At 65.9% G+C, this 16562-nt stretch carries 14 protein-coding genes; 8 read left to right on the forward strand and 6 right to left on the reverse strand.

Features of this window, described 5'->3' with window-relative positions; genetic code table 11:
• Positions 1-151: 151 nt before the first annotated feature.
• Entirely contained in the window at positions 152-3043 is a 2892-nt protein-coding gene (gene glnE, locus AC3WW4_RS04520) for a bifunctional [glutamate--ammonia ligase]-adenylyl-L-tyrosine phosphorylase/[glutamate--ammonia-ligase] adenylyltransferase (protein WP_488827191.1), read from the reverse strand.
• Positions 3044-3171: 128 nt separating this feature from the next.
• On the opposite strand from glnE, the gene AC3WW4_RS04525 reads away from it, so the two are divergent.
• Positions 3172-7491: a YhdP family protein gene (locus tag AC3WW4_RS04525; protein WP_488827193.1), complete on the forward strand. Its 4320-nt coding sequence runs from the start codon at positions 3172-3174 to the stop codon at positions 7489-7491.
• On the opposite strand, the gene AC3WW4_RS04530 is transcribed toward AC3WW4_RS04525, so the two are convergent.
• Positions 7466-8155, reverse strand: a complete 690-nt coding sequence (locus AC3WW4_RS04530) for a DUF4197 domain-containing protein (RefSeq protein ID WP_488827194.1) — start codon at positions 8153-8155, stop codon at positions 7466-7468. The genes AC3WW4_RS04525 and AC3WW4_RS04530 overlap by 26 nt on opposite strands.
• A gap of 33 nt (positions 8156-8188) precedes the next feature.
• Here AC3WW4_RS04530 and AC3WW4_RS04535 point away from each other — a divergent pair, with 33 nt between their 5' ends.
• From AC3WW4_RS04535 to AC3WW4_RS04560, 6 genes are all read left to right on the forward strand, one after another.
• Positions 8189-8686 (forward strand): TlpA disulfide reductase family protein, encoded by a 498-nt coding sequence (locus AC3WW4_RS04535; protein ID WP_488827196.1) that lies wholly within the window; start codon positions 8189-8191, stop codon positions 8684-8686.
• 11 nt (positions 8687-8697) lie between these two features.
• Complete coding sequence (locus AC3WW4_RS04540) at positions 8698-9318, forward strand: hypothetical protein (RefSeq protein ID WP_488827197.1); 621 nt, start codon at positions 8698-8700, stop codon at positions 9316-9318.
• Between the two features lie 18 nt (positions 9319-9336).
• Positions 9337-9798, forward strand: a complete 462-nt coding sequence (locus tag AC3WW4_RS04545; protein WP_488827198.1) for a PTS sugar transporter subunit IIA — start codon at positions 9337-9339, stop codon at positions 9796-9798.
• A complete protein-coding gene (locus AC3WW4_RS04550; protein ID WP_300156757.1) occupies positions 9767-10036 on the forward strand; it encodes an HPr family phosphocarrier protein in 270 nt (89 codons plus the stop codon). Before AC3WW4_RS04545 ends, AC3WW4_RS04550 begins: the two co-directional genes overlap by 32 nt.
• A 202-nt stretch (positions 10037-10238) precedes the next feature.
• Positions 10239-11237 (forward strand): SphA family protein, encoded by a 999-nt coding sequence (locus tag AC3WW4_RS04555; RefSeq protein ID WP_488827199.1) that lies wholly within the window; start codon positions 10239-10241, stop codon positions 11235-11237.
• A gap of 31 nt (positions 11238-11268) precedes the next feature.
• Positions 11269-11916, forward strand: a complete 648-nt coding sequence (locus AC3WW4_RS04560; protein WP_488827200.1) for a chalcone isomerase family protein — start codon at positions 11269-11271, stop codon at positions 11914-11916.
• Between the two features lie 30 nt (positions 11917-11946).
• On the opposite strand, the gene AC3WW4_RS04565 is transcribed toward AC3WW4_RS04560, so the two are convergent.
• Genes AC3WW4_RS04565 through queC form a run of 3 tightly spaced genes read right to left on the reverse strand, consistent with a single transcriptional unit; the run spans position 11947 to position 15215 of the window.
• The gene (locus AC3WW4_RS04565) at positions 11947-13896 is read right to left on the reverse strand and encodes a M48 family metalloprotease (RefSeq protein ID WP_488827201.1); all 1950 of its coding nucleotides are present in this window, start codon (positions 13894-13896) and stop codon (positions 11947-11949) included.
• 12 nt (positions 13897-13908) lie between these two features.
• On the reverse strand, positions 13909-14502 hold the full coding sequence (locus tag AC3WW4_RS04570; RefSeq protein ID WP_488827202.1) for a LemA family protein: 594 nt from the start codon (positions 14500-14502) through the stop codon (positions 13909-13911).
• A complete protein-coding gene (gene queC, locus AC3WW4_RS04575; RefSeq protein ID WP_488827203.1) occupies positions 14499-15215 on the reverse strand; it encodes a 7-cyano-7-deazaguanine synthase QueC in 717 nt (238 codons plus the stop codon). The genes AC3WW4_RS04570 and queC overlap by 4 nt, the downstream gene beginning before the upstream one ends.
• 137 nt (positions 15216-15352) lie before the next feature.
• On the opposite strand from queC, the gene AC3WW4_RS04580 reads away from it, so the two are divergent.
• Positions 15353-16129 (forward strand): ferredoxin--NADP reductase, encoded by a 777-nt coding sequence (locus AC3WW4_RS04580; RefSeq protein WP_488827204.1) that lies wholly within the window; start codon positions 15353-15355, stop codon positions 16127-16129.
• Between the two features lie 21 nt (positions 16130-16150).
• On the opposite strand, the gene AC3WW4_RS04585 is transcribed toward AC3WW4_RS04580, so the two are convergent.
• Positions 16151-16420, reverse strand: a complete 270-nt coding sequence (locus AC3WW4_RS04585; RefSeq protein WP_488827205.1) for a DUF2061 domain-containing protein — start codon at positions 16418-16420, stop codon at positions 16151-16153.
• Positions 16421-16562: the final 142 nt, after the last annotated feature.

A 16562-nucleotide genomic window follows, 5' to 3' on the forward strand; every position in this document is an offset into this window, starting at 1 on the left:
GGTACCAGAACGGGTGCACGCGTTCTTTTGCGTCACCACCAGATGATCACGCAGGGAAGGTGTGAGTTCCCTGGGGTTTTCTCCTGCCGCTCACATGGGGGGCTGTGCCTGTTGTGTGGCCGTGACAGTGCTAGCTCCGCCGCCGCGATCGTCAGTGGCCAGGGAAAACGCTCTGCCAGAGGGTCAGCACGGCTTCGCGGTGCGGTGCAATGGCGGTCAACGCATCGCCCGTCAACTTGGTGCTGGCGTCGTCCAAGCGTGCCCGGTGCTGGATGCGGCGCAGTTCCCGATAGGCCTGCCCCGCCGCTTGGCCGATGCCAGGCGGCAACAGGCCCGCGTCTTCGGCGCGCTGCAGCAGGGCGATGTTGCCGACGTTGTCCAGCAGTTCGGCGTGGGTGTGGCTGTGGGTCAGCACCAGGTACTGCACAGCGAACTCGACATCGATCATGCCGCCGCGGCTGTGTTTGATGTCGAACTGCTCGGACGGGCAGGCGTGGGCCTCGCGCAAGCGCTCGCGCATGGCGATGACTTCCTCGCGCAGGGCCACGGGGTCGCGTTGGGCGGACAGCACACTGCGACGCGTGGTTTCAAAGCGCTCGGCCAGGGCCACCTCGCCGGCACACCAGCGCGCGCGACTGAGGGCTTGATGCTCCCACGTCCAGGCGGTGTTGCTGCCTCGCTGGCGTTGGTAGTCGTCAAAGGCGTGGAAGCTCGTCACCAGCAGGCCGGAGTTGCCGTTGGGGCGCAAGGCCGTGTCGATGTCGAACAGCTCGCCGGCCGAGGTGCGCAGCGTCAGCCAGGTGACCAGTTTGCGGGCAAACAGCAGGTAGGCATCGATGGCGCTGGGGGTGTCGGGGCCGGCCTGAGGGTCCGGGGCATCCTGGGTTTCGTCGAACAAGAAGACGACGTCCAGGTCGCTGCCGTAACCCAGCTCTTTGCCGCCGAGTTTGCCGTAGGCAATGACGGCGAAGTGGGGCTGGCGGCCCACGGCGTAGCGGCCTTGTTTGCCAGGGCGTTGCTGGAGGTAGCTCCACGCCCACTTGATGGCAACAGCCAGGGTGGCGTCGGCCAGCGCAGAGAGGTCGTCGGCCACCTGCTCGACGGTGAGCGTGCCTTCCACGTCGCGCACCAGGGTGCGGAACACCTCGGCGTGGTGGGCGCGACGCAAGGTGTCGAGCAGCGCTTCCTCGTCGGCCTGGCCGGCGCGTGTCCAGGCGGTGTGGCGGTCTTCGAGGTCGCGCTGGTAGGCCGCAGCATCAAAGCGTCCCTCCAGCAGGCGCGGGTCGGCCAGCTCGTCGATGACGCCTGGGTGGCGCAGCAGGTAGTGCATGGGCCATTTGGCCAGGCCCAGCAGGCGCAGCAGGCGGTTGAGCACCTCGGGCCGTTCGTCCAGCAGGGCCAGGTAACTGTCGCGGCGCAGCAGGGGGGTGAGCCAGTCGACAAAGTGCCGGACGGTGTCGGCATTCATGCAGGGGGCGCCGTCTGGGGCTTCGGCAGCCGCCATGGCCGCTTTGGTGGCGCGCCCGATCAGCTTGGCCAGGCGCAGCTTGGCTGCATCCGACAGCAGAGCCACCTTGCTGTGCAAGGCGAACTGGCGCACGTGCGGCGCGATGGACTCGGGGAGCTTGGCGAGGAACTCTTCGCTGTCGACCGGCAGGGGCGGGCCGCCGCAGCCTTTGCAACCGTTGGCTTTGGGGTCGCGGCCATCGTGGAGCAGGGCGTCGAACTCGGTGGCCACGAACTCGCGCACCTTGCACAGGGCTTCGAGCAGTTGGCAGGTGCTGGAGCGGCATTCGGGGCGCTCGGCACGGTCCGGCGTGAGCGGCTGGATGCCCAGGCTGTCGGCGATCCAGGCCAGATCGCCATCCTCGGTGGGCAGCATGTGGGTTTGCTGGTCGTCGAGGAACTGGATGCGGTGCTCGATGCGGCGCAGGAAGGTGTAGGCCTCGGCCAGCTTCTCGGCCTTGTCGGGCGGGATCAGGCCGCGCGCGGCCAGGCGGGGCAGGGCCTTGAGGGTGGAGCGGGTGCGGATTTCCGGGAACTGGCCGCCACGGACCACCTGCAACAGTTGTACGGTGAACTCGATTTCGCGGATGCCACCGCGGGCCAGTTTGACGTCGTTGGCGCGTTCGGGGCGGCCCGCGGCGCGGCGGGTGGCCTCGTCGCGGATCTTGCGGTGCAGTTGGCGCAGGCCTTCGAAGACGCCGTAGTCGAGGTAGCGACGGAACACGAAAGGCATGACCAGGTCGCGCAAGGCGAGGGCGCGCCCATGGTGGTCCCCACCGGGCATGGCGCGACGCGGCGCGATGATCCGGCTCTTGAGCCAGGCAAAGCGCTCCCATTCGCGGCCCTGCACGAGGAAGTACTCTTCCAGCATCCCCATGCTGACCACGGAAGGGCCGGAGTTGCCGTTGGGGCGCAGAGCCAGGTCGACGCGAAAGACGAAGCCGTCGTCGGTGGTGTCGCCGATCAGGGTGGACAGCCGGCGGGCGATCTGGCTGAAGTACTCGTGGGCGGTGATGCGGCCGCGCACCACGCCGCCATCTTCGACACCGGTGGTGTGACCTTCGTCTTCGTAGACGTAGATGAGGTCAATGTCGGACGAGACATTGAGCTCGCGACCACCGAGTTTGCCCATGCCGATGACCCACAGGTCGATGCGCTGGCCTTGGGCGTCCAGCGGGGCGCCGTGTTTGAGGTCGAGCTCGGCTTCGGCGGCGGCCAGGGCATGGTCCAGGGTGACTTCGGCCAGTTCGGTTACCGAGGCGGTGATCTCCAGCATGGGCGCGCCGGCTTCGATGTCCAGGCAGGCCAAACGCTCCATGACGAGGTGGCGGGCCACGCGCAGGGCCGAACCCAGTTCGCGGCCTTGCTCACGCAGGTGGGCGATCAGCGTCGTGATGTCTGCGGTTCGGGGGGTGCCGGGGGCAGATTGGGCGAACCGAGCGAGTTCGTCGGAGTAGCGTCGGCGGACGCGTTGCACGTAGCGGGAATGGGCCGCAGGGGTGGTGGTGGGTACCGCGTCGAAAGGGAAATCAATCATGGACCGTGTCGCCGGCGAAGAGGTCTGTGCTAGGGTGATCGCTTGTCGATCCCTGGGGCTGTACTGGCAATGGTAGAGCAGCGGTCAGGCCACTTTGTAGGCGGTTCGACGGATGAACTGTCTGATCCATGTCTGAGACTCCTGTTGCTCCCACTGAGCATTCACCGCAAACTACCGCCCCTCGACAGCGCCATCCGCTGTGGTCGTCGGCCCTGTTCATGGGGCGGGCGACGCGGCGTTTGACCCGCATCACCCTGAGCCTGTTGGGAGCCCTGGTGTTGCTGGCCGCGGTGGCGTGGGCGGTCTTGCTGTTCCAGATTCTGCCCCGTATTGGCGATTGGCGGCAGGACCTGGCCGAACAAGCCACTCGGGCATTGGGGGTGACCGTGCGCATTGGCGCGCTGCAGGGGCACGCCGAGGGCATGTGGCCGGTGCTGAGCTTGCACCGGGTCGAGCTGATGGATGAGCGGGGCCAGGTGGCCTTGTCCTTGCCGGAAGTGTCGGCGCGGGTGTCGCTGGCCACCTTGTCGCCCCAGGCGCTGTGGGCGGGCGAGGTGCGGCTGGACCGGCTGGAATTGGTGCGACCGGATCTGGATGTGCGCCGAGATGCGGGTGGGCAGATCCATGTGGCGGGCTTGCGCCTGTCGCCTCAGGCCTCGGCGGGCACGGAGGCGTCCTCGGCTGGCGCCGACTGGGTGCTGTCGCAGTCGCTGATTCAGATTCGCCAGGGCCGGGTGCGCTGGACAGATGAGAAACTGGGTCGCCCCATGCTGGCGCTGCAACAGGTGGATCTGGCCTTGCGTCACCGCCTGGGGCTGGGTCGCCGTCACCATGAGCTGGTGGTGGCCGCCACGCCGCCCACTGAGTTTGGTCAGCGGGTGCGCGTGGAAATGAATGTCAGGCAGCCCTTGTGGGCGCTGAACGACCGGGCCGCCTGGTGGCAACGTGGGTGGCCGACGCTGACGAAGCCCAGTCAGTGGCAGAGCTGGACCGGGGCGGTGGTGCTGGACCTGCCCCATGTCGATGTCCAGACGCTGCAGCGTCATGTGAGCCTGCCTGTCGAAGTGCGCGGGGGGCGGGGCGGCGTTCGTGCGGAGTTGCGCTTGAAAGAGGGGCGCTTGGCGGGGGGCGTTTTGCAACTCGCCGTGCGGGGCGTGGATGTGCGGCTGGCGCCGGAGCTGGCGCCGCTGAGCTTCCAGCGCCTGAGTGGCCGCCTGAGCCTGGAGCACCGACCCGACCAGACCGGGTTGGCGTTCGAGCAGCTGGCGTTTGAGTTGAACGATGGCCTGTCGTGGCCGGTCAGTCAGGGGCGTCTGGTGTGGCGCCATGCGGCCGATCCGCTGGTGGATGTGGCGAAGGCCTGGCGCCAGACCCGCGGCGGGCAGGCCCAGGCCGAGCATCTGGACCTGGCCTTGCTGGCGCGGGTGGCCGATCGCCTGCCCTTGGCTGCCGCCCATCGTCAGGCCTTGCAGGACTTGGCACCGCAGGGTGTCGTGTCGGATCTGGATCTGAGCTGGGAGGGGGCGCCGACCGCGCCCACACGTTACCGCGTCAAGGCCCGTATCCAGGGCCTGGGTCTGGCGGAGTCGGCCGATGGGATGAGGCCGGGGCTGGCGCAGGCCGATGTCACCGTGTCGGCCAGTGAGGCGGGCGGACGGGCCGATGTGGCCATGAAGTCGGGTTGGCTGGCTTTTCCTGGCGTGTTCGAAGAGCCGCGCATCGCCTTGGACAGGCTGAAAGCCCGCGTGGACTGGTCACAGCGCGGCGTGGCTGGGGGGGGGGCGAATTGGTCGGTGAGCGTGAGCCAAGCCAGTTTCGCCAATGCCGATGCGGAGGGCTCGCTGGAGGCGACCTGGCGCACGGCTGCCGCCGGTGAGCGCAACGCGCAGGGCCAGTCTGTGTCGCGTCTGCCGGGTGTGCTGGAGATGGACGGTCGGCTGGTGCGCGGCGAGGCCACCCGCGTGTGGCGCTATCTGCCCCTGAGCATCCCGCCCGACACGCGCGACTACGTGCGCCAGGCGTTCCACAGTGGTCATGCCGAAGGGGTCACCTTCGAGGTCAAGGGCGATCTGGATGCCTTCCCCTTCAAAGACGATGTGGGCGGGCGCTTCCGCGTGCGGGTGCCGATCCGTCAGGTGGTCATGGACTATGTGCCGCCGGCGCTGCTGGGGCTGGCCGCTGACGCGAAAACGGGCGTCTGGCCGGCCTTCACGTCCCTGGAAGGGTTGCTGCGTTTCGAAGGCCAGCGCATGCTCATCGAGAATGCGCGTGGGATGCTGGGTACCATGGGCACGGGTCGCTTTGCCCTGAGCGAGGTGTCGGGCCAGATCGACGACATGGGGGCCGACGACCCCCGCCTGACCATTCAAGGGCGAGGCGCCGGGCCGATGGACGACCTGCTGCGCTTCCTGGCCACCTCGCCGGTGGGCGAGTGGACGGGCGGTGCGCTCAATGAGGCGCGCGGCGGTGGGCGAGGGGCCTTGCAACTGTCGCTGGACATCCCGCTGAACCGGGGCGAAGACACCCGCGTCAAGGGCTTGGTCACCTTGCTGGACAAGGACCAGGCCAGCCTGCGCTTGAGCCCGTCGATTCCGGCGTTTGCCTCTTTGCGCGGCACCATCGCCCTCACCGAGACGCAACTGGATGTGCAGGCGCGCACCCGCGTCTGGGGGCAGGAGATGGTGGTGCAGGGCAAGCGGGGGGCGGACCGTGTCGTGCGTTTCAGCGCGCGCGGCAGCATGTCGGCGGAGGGCCTCAAGCAGGCGCAGGAGTATCCGGCCCTGGCCCGATTGGCGTCGCACCTCTCGGGGGAGACGCCCGTGACGGTGACGGTGGCAGCCGGGGCGCGCACCGAGGTCCAGGTGAACTCGACCTTGCAAGGGATCAGCGCGGCGCTGCCGGCCCCCCTGGGCAAGCCGGCCGCTGCGGTGTGGCCGCTGGCGGTCACCTATCGCACAGAAGGCGAACGGGGCGAGCAGGATGCCATTGTGGTGGACGTGGGTCATCCGCAGTCCTTGGCCATGACGCCAGTGGCTTTGCCTCGCGTGCGCGTGGACCTGCGCCGCGAGGTGAGCGCTGCCGAGGCGCGGGTCACGCGGGGGCTCATCAGCGTGGTGCAGGCGCCTGCGGGGCAGGCGGTGGCGCTGCAGGCCTTGCCCGCACAGGGCGTGGCCGCACAGTGGCTGAGCCCCACCATGGACCTGGATGCCTGGCTGAAGGTGGCCGACACCCTCCGTGGCCCGGCCGGGGTGGCCAGCGCCGCTGGCGTGGGCGATGGGCTGCCTGAGACGGTGAGCCTCCAGACCGGGGCGCTGACCTTCCGCCAGCGCACCCTCAAGGACGTGTCCGCCACCCTGGCTCACCCGGCCCGCGATGTGTGGCGCCTGCAGCTCAGCGCCGATCAGGTGGCCGGCCAAGTCGAATGGGCGCCCGAAAAGGCCCCCCTGGCCGCGGGCCCGTCGTCCACCCGGGTGACCGCCCGCTTGTCTCGCCTGTCCATCCCCAACGCCGAGGCGCAGGCCCTGCAGAGCCAGGCGACCGCGCAGATGCTTGCCAGCGAGGGGGCCACCCAACTGCCCGCGCTGGACATCCAGATCGACCAGTTCGAATGGCGTGGCCTGGCCTTGGGGCGCTTGGAAGTCGAGGCCCTCAACCGCCTGGTGCCCGTGGCGGGTGGCGCGCCGCTGCCTGAATGGCGTCTCAACCGCCTGCGCCTGACCACCCCCGACGCTCAGCTGGACGCCTCGGGCAACTGGGCCGCCCTGGGCACACCCGGTCGTCCGCGCTCGGCGTTTGGCTTCACCCTGGACCTGCGCGACAGTGGTGCTCTGCTGACACGCCTGGGTCTGCCTCAGACGCTGCGTGGCGGCAAAGGCCAGCTCACAGGGCAGGTCAACTGGCTGGGCTCGCCCCTGGAGCCTGATCCGCTGACGATGTCCGGTGACATCAAGGTTCAGATCAACGCCGGCCAGTTCCTCAAAGCCGATCCGGGCATCGCCAAGCTGCTCGGGGTGTTGAGCCTGCAGTCTCTGCCGCGCCGGCTGACGCTGGACTTCCGTGACCTCTTCCAGCAGGGTTTCGCTTTCGACGCCATCGATGGCGACGTCAAGGTCACGCAGGGCGTGGCCGCCACCCGCAACCTGCGCATGCGGGGCGTGCAGGCCATCGTGCTGATGGAGGGGCAGGCCGATCTGGCCAAGGAAACGCAGAACCTGCACGTCTTCGTGGTGCCGCAGATCAACGCCGAGGCAGCCTCGCTGGCCTATGCCGCGATCAACCCCGTGATCGGCATCGGCACCTTCATTGCCCAGTATCTGCTGCGCAAACAGGTGGCCGATGCCAGCACCCAGGAGTTCATGGTCACCGGCTCCTGGGCCGACCCCCACGTCGAAAAACTGGAGCGCGGTCCCAAACCGGCCGAGGTCACAGCGCCCCGAAAACCTTCTTGAGCAAGGCGCTGCCTGTGCCCACCGGGTCCTGGCGGATCTTGCGCTCTTCTTCGCCAATCACCATGTACAGGGCGTCCAGCGCCTTGCCCGTGACATGGTCCTGCAGGGTGCCGCCCTGGCCCTGCAGCAAGCCGAACTGCTTGGCCTTGCCGGCCAGATCGTTGTAGCGCTGGGTCACCGACAGTTTTTCCAGCGAGCGGTTGACCACAGGTTGGAACTGCGCTGTCAGCGGGTCACGTGTCTTGCGGGCGAAGTACTCGGTCACCGCATTGTCCCCGCCTTGCAAGATGCCGGCGGCGTCCTGCACGCTCATGTCCTTGATGGCCTTGCTCAACAGCGGGCGGGCCAGGGCCACCGCTTGCTCGGCCGCGTGGTTCATGGACTCGGTCAATTGTTGCAATTGCTTGCCGCGCCCCATGGTCTGTAGCAAGGGGGCGGCCTGGTCCAGCGGAGAGGGCAGGCCGATGCGCACCTTCTCATTGTTCAAAAAGCCATTGTTGGCACCCAATTGCGACACCGCCACCTCGGCCCCCTTGTCGAGGGCAGCCCGTAGCGCGGCCGTGGCGTCCTTGCTGCTGAAGGCCGCTGCCCACCCTGTTGCCGGCAGGGTGACGAGGCCCAGGCCGAATGTGCCCACGGATGACAATACACTGCGACGTTTCATGTTGTTTCCTATCTAGTTTGCTGCGGTTAACCCATGCCAATGAGTCGACGTCTGATGATCTTGGGCCTGCCCGTGCTCCTGAGTGCCTGCCTGTCGGGCACCGGTTCGGATTTGCCGGACTTGCCCTTCACCCAACTGGACGGTAGCCAGCATCGCACAAGCGCGTTCAAAGGCAAAGTGACCGTGCTCAACTTCTGGGCCACCAGTTGCACCACCTGCGTCAAGGAAATGCCCCAGATCGTCGCCACCCACCAGCGCTTCCAGGCACAGGGGCTGGAAACCCTGGCCGTGGCCATGTCCTACGATCCGCCGGCCTACGTCATGCAGTTTGCGCAGAGCCGCCAGCTGCCTTTCCGGGTGGCCATCGACCACGACGGCAGTCTGGCCCAAGCCTTCGGCGACGTGCAGCTCACACCCACCACCTTGGTGATCAACCGCGAGGGCAAGGTCGTCAAACGCTACGTGGGCGAGCCTGACTTTGAGGCACTGAACGTGCTGCTGGGCCAGTTGTTGGCCCAGCCAGCTGCCTGAGGCCTCGCGCGATGCTGTTGGCCCATCTGGCGCGCTGTGCGCGCATCGGTCCGCTGCTGGGCCTGGCGACCCTGACGGCCTGTTCACCCGCGTTGGACTGGCGCGAGGTGCGCCTCCCCGAGGCGCCGGGTCTGCAAGCCCTGTTTCCCTGCCGACCCGATCATGTGACGCGGACCGTCACCCTGTCCAGCGCGGCTCAGCCGCTGGCCATGCAGATGTGGTCCTGTCAGACCGGTGAGGTGACCTGGGCACTCAGCCGCGTGCAGGTGCAGGATGTCACCGAAGTGGGGCCGACCTTGGGCGCGCTTGCCCGCGTCATGCGAGATAACCTGCACGCCGCCAGCCAGATGGCGGGCAGCCAGGCGCCCGTGGCGGTGACGCCGCTGGGGGCGGTGCAGGTCCGCGGCATGACCCCGCAGCCCCAGGCACAGGGGTGGCGGTTTCAGGCCTGGCGGGTCGATGGCTGGGGCCGGCCGCTGGAGATGGGCGTCACGGCGTGGCATTTTGCCCACGGCCTGCAGGTTTTTCAGGCCTCGGTGTCTCGTCCCGTCGGTCCGGCTGGGACAGAAACCCCCCAGGCAGCGCAAGATGCGGAGTCGTCCTTTCGCGACGGATTCCAGTTCCCTGGTTGACCCCTTCACACTCACTCCATGCCCGGCCTGTTCATCATCGCGCACGCTCCCCTGGCCTCAGCCTTGAAGCTAGCCGCTGGGCATTGTTTTCCCGAGCTGGTACAGCACCTGCAAGCGCTCGACGTGCCCCCCAACCTGCCTTGCGACGAACTCGAAGCGCAGGCGCGCGTGCTGTTGAGCCTGGCGCAGGACGCCGACCCGCGCGGCGAGGCCCTGATCCTCACCGACGTGTTCGGCGCCACCCCTTGCAACACCGTGCAACGGCTGGCCGATGGCCAACATGTGAAGGTGATCACCGGGGTCAATGTGCCCATGCTCTGGCGTGCCCTGAATTACGCCTCCGAACCGCTGGACACCCTGGTGACCCGCGCGCTGGCCGGGGGCACTCAGGGCGTCATGCAGATTGCTTCCAGTCGGCCTCAAAACCAGGCCAGCCAACCTACCAGCCATGATCAAGACCACCGCCAACATCAGCAATAAGCTGGGCCTGCACGCCCGTGCCTCGGCCAAGCTCACCAAACTGGCCAGCAGCTTTCCCTGTGAGGTGTTCATGAGCCGCAACGAGCGCCGTGTCAATGCCAAAAGCATCATGGGCGTGATGATGCTCGCCGCTGGCCTGGGCAGCACCGTGGAAATCGAGTGCGACGGCCCACGTGAAGAGGACGCCATGAAGGCCCTGCTGGCGCTGATCAACGACAAGTTTGGCGAAGGTGAATAACCCGACGAGGGTTTACCCTTCATCTGCCGCGAAATTGGCACAAGTCCCTGCAAAACCGTGATTTTTTGTTGCGCCGAGACAGCAGAGATTGTGCCCAGACGTAAGTTCTCGAGGCAAAGTTGGCTCATCCCGCAAAGGGGGTGATCAGGCATCTGTCCCCGGCTGCGGATCACAGACTGTCCCCGCGTACCAAGGAGTCACAATGCCCCGTTTTACTTCCGTCCCGTCGTCGATTTACCGCGCCCCTCTGAAGGCATCCGCCCTGGTGCTGGCGCTGGCTGCGGCCACCAGCGCCATGGCCGTTGAAAACGGCAACCAGCGTTACTCGGCTGGTATCGGCGGCAGTGACATGACCACGCCGGTGGTCCCTGGCCTGTATTTCCAGGCGCCGATGGTGGCCTATCATGCTGACAAGATCAGAGGCAATGACGGCAAGCAGCGCCAAGTTCTCGGTGCACCGGTGAACATCGATACGGACACCTACGCGGTCTTGCCCCGTCTGAGCTACATCAGCAGCCATCGCTTCCTTGGGGCGCATGTGGGCATCACGGCCATGCTGCCCATCGTGAAGCGCAAGGCAGCGCTGACAACGGTGGATCCCGCCAGCCCTCTCGCATCCATTGTGAGTGCCAAGAATGGCTCTGCGTCGGGTGTGGCTGACCTGGAAATCTCTCCTGTCATGCACTGGGAGATCGGTGATCACCAATCGGTGACCTTCGCCCCGACCGTGATCATGCCAGTGGGTGACTTCAAGAACACGCGACGTGCCAACCCTGGTTTTGGTGACTACTACACCTTCCGTCCGTCCGTGCAGTACGCATTCATCGGCGATGGTTGGGATCTGGGTGGTCGTGCGGTGATGTCCTTCAATACCCGCAATAAGGACTCCGGCTACTACAGCGGCAAGATCTTCAACTTTGACTGGCAGGCCATGGCCTTCGTGTCGGAAGACATCCGCGTGGGCGTCCAGGGCTACTTTGTGCGTCAAGTCCAGGCCGACACATCCAATGTTGCTCTCGAACAGTCTTTGATCAACATGGAAAAGGGCAGCAAAGCCAGCGTCAACGCCATCGGACCCGCTGTCGCTTGGCTGAAGAATGGCGGTGAGATGCTGATCGAAGGCAAGTTCGTCAAAGAATTCGGTGCCAAGAACCGCACCGAAGGCCAAGCGTTCTGGCTGACCATTTCCAAGCCTCTGTGATCCTTCCGCCTTTCTGTCTGGAGGTATGACCATGCATGACGAACGTCAAAAGCCCGAAGCCATCAACACCCTGCGGCGCCAGTTGACGCTGGGCGCGGCGGCTTCGACGCTCCTGCCCTGGGCTGCGCCTGCCATGGCACAGGGCGTCGAGCTGGAGGGGGTCGAGCTGGCTCCGACCGTGACGGCCTATGGCCAGAAGCTGGTGCTCAACGGTGCGGGCGTGCGCAAGCGCGGCTACTTCAAGGCCGACGTCACGGCCTTGTATCTGCCGGAGAAGACGAGCTCGGCCGAAGCGATCTTCAAGCTCGACGGCGTGCGCCGCATCCAGCTCAACATCCTGCGCCGCTTCACCTCGTCCACCATCACGCGCATCTTCCTGGCCGACTTCAAGGACCACGCCACCGAGGACGAGTTCAAGCGTCTGATCGGCCCGATAGGGCTGATCGGGGCCGCTTACTCGAACGTCAAGGAAGTGGTCAAGGGCGATGTGGTCAACTTGGACTGGGTACCTGGTCGGGGCTGGCTGGCCACCCACAATGGTCGCTCGCTCAACGAGAGCGATGGCAAGCCACTCGTGATCAGCGACAAGCTGGCCTACCAGATCTACATGCGCATGTACATTGGCGAGGGTGCACCTCCCGATCTGCGTAACGGTCTGTTGGGACTCACCAAGGGCTGATCGACTGATCGGTTCTGACTACCGCGCTGCTCAGCGAGTGGCGCGGTAGTGTGCCTCCAGCATCGGGGGCAAGGGCGTGTCGAGCAGGCACGCACACATGCGCAGGGCATCGGCACTGTCGTCGCTGAGCAGGCCCTGAGGGCTGTGGTTGAACGCTTCTTCCACCCAGGCCTTCACCAAGATGGCGCGCAACACCCAACTCAACTCCTGAACGGCCGACAAGGCGTGCACCAAGCCATCCGCATCCGGAGGCGTGGGCATCAAGCTGGTCGACGTGTCCTCGCCGCAGCGCTGCATGACCTGGTCATACCAGACTTGGGAGGCGGGGTGAACCCCGTCTGCGCGTTCCTGCATCGGGATGAAGCGAGCCAGATAGGCGCTCAGCGCCGCCACGTGCGCGCGCTCGGCCTCAGGGAGGTCGGCGATGTCGGCGTGATGATGCGTGATGGGCAGGATCAAGGGCGTTCCACCCGGCTGGCTGTTGAGCCGATGGCGCAGGGTCAGCCACCACAGGCGATCGCGTGGACTGATGCGGCCATCGGCGCGCAGCAGGTTGCGCGCGTCGAGCACCACCTGGCGTCGCAACTCGATCGGGGCACTGGTCAGTTGTCCGGTTACGCGCTCGAACTCTGGCATGCGGTGCGGGGGCAGCAAGGCCTGCACGTCGTCCAGGATGCGGGCACCGTGCGCCAGTTCCTGGCATCGCACCGTCCACCATTGACGCTCGGCGGCATTGCCGGGGTCCAGCATCAGTGCCAGCACCAGCAAACGCTGCTCGGTCGGGCCCTGGAGGCGTTGCAGACGTGCCAAGCTTTCCCGGTCCGCGTGCAGGCGGGCGGTCCAACCTTCACTGTGAGCTTGGATCAGGTCGTGCTGGACGGCGGCGTGGGGGGCGAGGCTTGCACCACCGGCCGAGGCCAGCCCATCATGAGCGACTGCGGCCAGGGCGCCCTCAGGCGGGGTGAGGGCGCGCGGTCGACGCGGCTCGGACACCTTTTCACGCAACAGGCGCGCCGGCAGGGGTGGCAGCACGGTGCCGCACACGCGCCGGATGCGTTCGGCCAAGCGCGGGTGGCAGGCCAGCAGATGGGTCTGCCCGGGTTCGTGCAACAGCAAGGCGGCCACCATCTCGGCGGCGGGATGCTGCATGCGGCCCGCCAGCAACTTCTGGTCGTGCCAGATCTTGCGCAGCACATTGCCCAGGCCATCGCGCGTGCGGGTGAACTGGATCGCGCTGGCGTCGGCCAGGAACTCGCGCTGTCGCGAGATGGCCGCTTGCAGGATGCGACCGGCCAGCCAGCCCATCCAGCCCGCCGCCGTCAGCACCAGGCCCACCAGCCAGGCCAGCGGGTTGACCTGACCGTCCTGGTTGGGTTGCATCAGGGTTTGACCATAACCGTGGATGAGCGATAAGCCCCACACCAGGGCCAGCATCCGCATGCTCAAGGGCAGGTCGTCTTCCTTGATGTGGCCGAACTCGTGGGCCACCAGGCCTTGCAGTTCGGCGCGGTTGAGGCGCTCCAGCGCGCCGCGGGTCACGGTCAGCGCGAGGTCGTCGGCGCCCCACCCGGCCACAAAACCATTGATGGCGTCTTCTCGGCGCATCACGAACACGCGGGGAACGGGTTGCGCGCTGGCAAGGGCCATCTCGTCGACCACATTGAGCAGGCGCCGCTCCAGCGCGTCATCGGGGTCGGTGATCTCGACACCGCCCAGCCAGTGCGCCACCCGCGCGCCCCCGCCCGCCCGCAGGCGTTGGGTTTCGACGAAGGCGCCACCCACCACGAACAACACGACCACCGCCGTGTTTGTTTCGAAAAACAGGTTCGGAAAGCCGAAGCCCGTCGGCACGACCAGCTTGTAGACCAGGGCCAGCAAGAGGTTGATGGCCAGGGTGAGCGCGACCACCAGCACGCCAAACCACAGCATGAGCTGGGTGGTGCGTGCCTGGGCGGCCCATTGGTGCTGACGAAAGCGCATGAACCCCTGCGGTCAGAAGCTGACCTTGACCGGGGCGCGTTCGGCCTCGGAGGTGGTCGACTGCAGCATCTCCGCCGTCTGGAAGCTGAACAGGCCAGCCAGCAGGTTGGTGGGGAACTGGTGGATGGCGTTGTTGTAGTCCAGCGTGACGTCGTTGAACAACTGGCGCGAGAAAGACACCTTGTTTTCGGTGTGGATCAGCTCCTCGCGCAGGTCGGTCATCTGCTGGTCAGCCTTGAGTTCGGGGTAAGACTCGACCACGGCCTGGAAGCGGCCCATGGCGCTGCCCAACACCCCTTCGGCCAAGCCCAGGCTCTTGATGGGGCCGCTCTGGTTGGGATGGGACTTGACCATGTCGGTCGCGGCCATGACCTGCGCACGCGCGGCGGTCACACGCTCCAGGGTTTCACGCTCGTGTTCCAGGTACTTGCGCGCCACCTCGACCAGGTTGGGGATCAGGTCATGCCGGCGCTTGAGTTGCACATCGATCTGCGCGAAGGCGTTGCCGATTTCGTTGCGCATGCGCACCATGCGGTTGTAGGCCCCGACGACCCAAAACAGCAGGACGGCGCCCAAAGCCAGCAGGATGATCTGTGTGGTACTCATGCATTCCCTTTGTCGTGTTGGTATTGTGCGTAGCCCTCCCGACGCAGCTCACAAGCAGGACAGTGCCCACAGCCATAGCCCCAGGCGTGCCGCTGACTGCGGTCGCCCAGGTAGCAGGTGTGGGTGTGCTCGATGATCAGGTCGTTGAGGGCCTGGCCTCCCAGTGTCTCACTGAGTGCCCAGGTTTGCGCCTTGGTCAACCACATCAGGGGGGTTTCGACGGTCATCGGGCTGTCCAGGCCCAGGCTGATCGCCACCTGCAAGGCCTTGAGCGTGTTGTCGCGGCAGTCGGGGTAGCCGGAGTAGTCGGTCTCGCACATGCCGCCCACCAGCACCGAGGCCCCCCGGCGATAGGCCAGGGCGGCCGCAAAGTTCAGGAACAGCAGGTTGCGCCCCGGCACGAAGGTGTTGGGCAGCCCGTTGGCCTGCATTTCGATGGCGCGCGATTCGGTCAGCGCGGTGTCCGAGATCTGGCCCAGCAGGCCCAGGTCCAGCAGGTGGTCTTCGCCCAAACGAGGTGCCCAGTCGGGGAAAACCTGCGCCAGTTCGGTGCGGATGCGGCCACGGCAATCGAGCTCGACCTTGTGCCGCTGGCCGTAGTCAAAACCGATGGTTTCGACGTGGCTGTAGCGTGCCAAGGCCCAGGCCAGGCAGGCGGTGGAGTCCTGGCCTCCCGAGAAAACAACCAGTGCGGTGCGCGGATCCTGTGACATGACGGTGCAAGACAATGTTTTTTATGACTTTTTGAGCATAGCTTATGCCAGCGCAAAGGCCCCAAAAGCGCGGGGTCGGATGACGCCTGTGTGACGATCTGAGGGACAATTCAGGGTTTTCGTCAGGATCAATCAACATGGCCGCGTTCAATCAAGAGACCGTCACCTACGTTCACCACTGGAACGACACGCTGTTCAGCTTCAAGACCACCCGCGACCCAGCGCTGCGTTTTGCCAGCGGCCATTTCGTGATGATCGGCCTGGAAGTGAACGGCAAGCCCTTGATGCGCGCCTACTCCATTGCCAGCGCCAACTACGAAGAGCATCTGGAGTTCCTGTCGATCAAGGTGCAGGACGGCCCCTTGACCTCGCGCCTGCAGCACTTGCAGGTGGGTGACAAGGTGATGGTGAGCCGCAAGGCCGTGGGCACCCTGGTGGTGGACGACCTCAAGCCCGCGATGAACCTCTACCTGTTCGGCACCGGCACCGGTCTGGCCCCGTTCATGAGCATCATCCAGGACCCCTACACCTACGAGAAGTTCGAGAAGGTGATCCTGGTGCACGGCGTGCGCACCGTATCCGAGCTGGCCTATCACGACTACATCAGCCAGGAGCTGCCCGACCACGAACTGCTGGGCGAGCTGATCCGCGACAAGCTGATCTACTACCCGCTGGTGACGCGTGAGCCTTTCCGCAACCAGGGCCGCCTGACCGACCTGATCGAAAACGGCAAGATGGCCGCCGACCTGGGCCTGCAGCCGCTGAACCCGGCCACCGACCGCGCCATGATGTGCGGCAGCCCCTCGATGCTGGCCGACCTGTGCAAGATCCTGGACGCCCGTGGCTTCCAGATCTCGCCCTCGCAAGGCGTGGCCGGCGACTACGTGATCGAGCGCGCTTTCGTGGAAAAGTAAGCTCGACCCCTGATCGCCTCATCATGCCCCGACAGCGCGACCCGCTTCGGGGCCTTCTTGTTGGCGCGTTCGGTGCGGGGTGATCTGCTGCACCACGCCGGTGAGGGTCTGGCGAGCGGCCTGAGCCCGGGGGTGATCCCAGTACTTGTCGAAGAAGTAGTGCATCACCGTGTTGACGAGGGGCTCGACAAAGGTGACGACCCCAGCGATGGCGATGCTGCCCGTCATGGCGTAGGTCACGCTGAAGGCGGTGATCACGTGCATCACGCCGAAGGTTGCGGTTTTGGCCATGGTGGACTCCTTTGTCAGTCGGGTTCTTGTTTGAGAATGGTTCTCATTATTCCGACTGAGGCGTCATTGGTCCATTCGACTGATTTGATGGTGTTGATAGTTTTTGACGAAACCTGATCGAGCCAGTTGAACGGACGGTGTG

Source organism: Aquabacterium sp. TM01, from assembly GCF_057808345.1.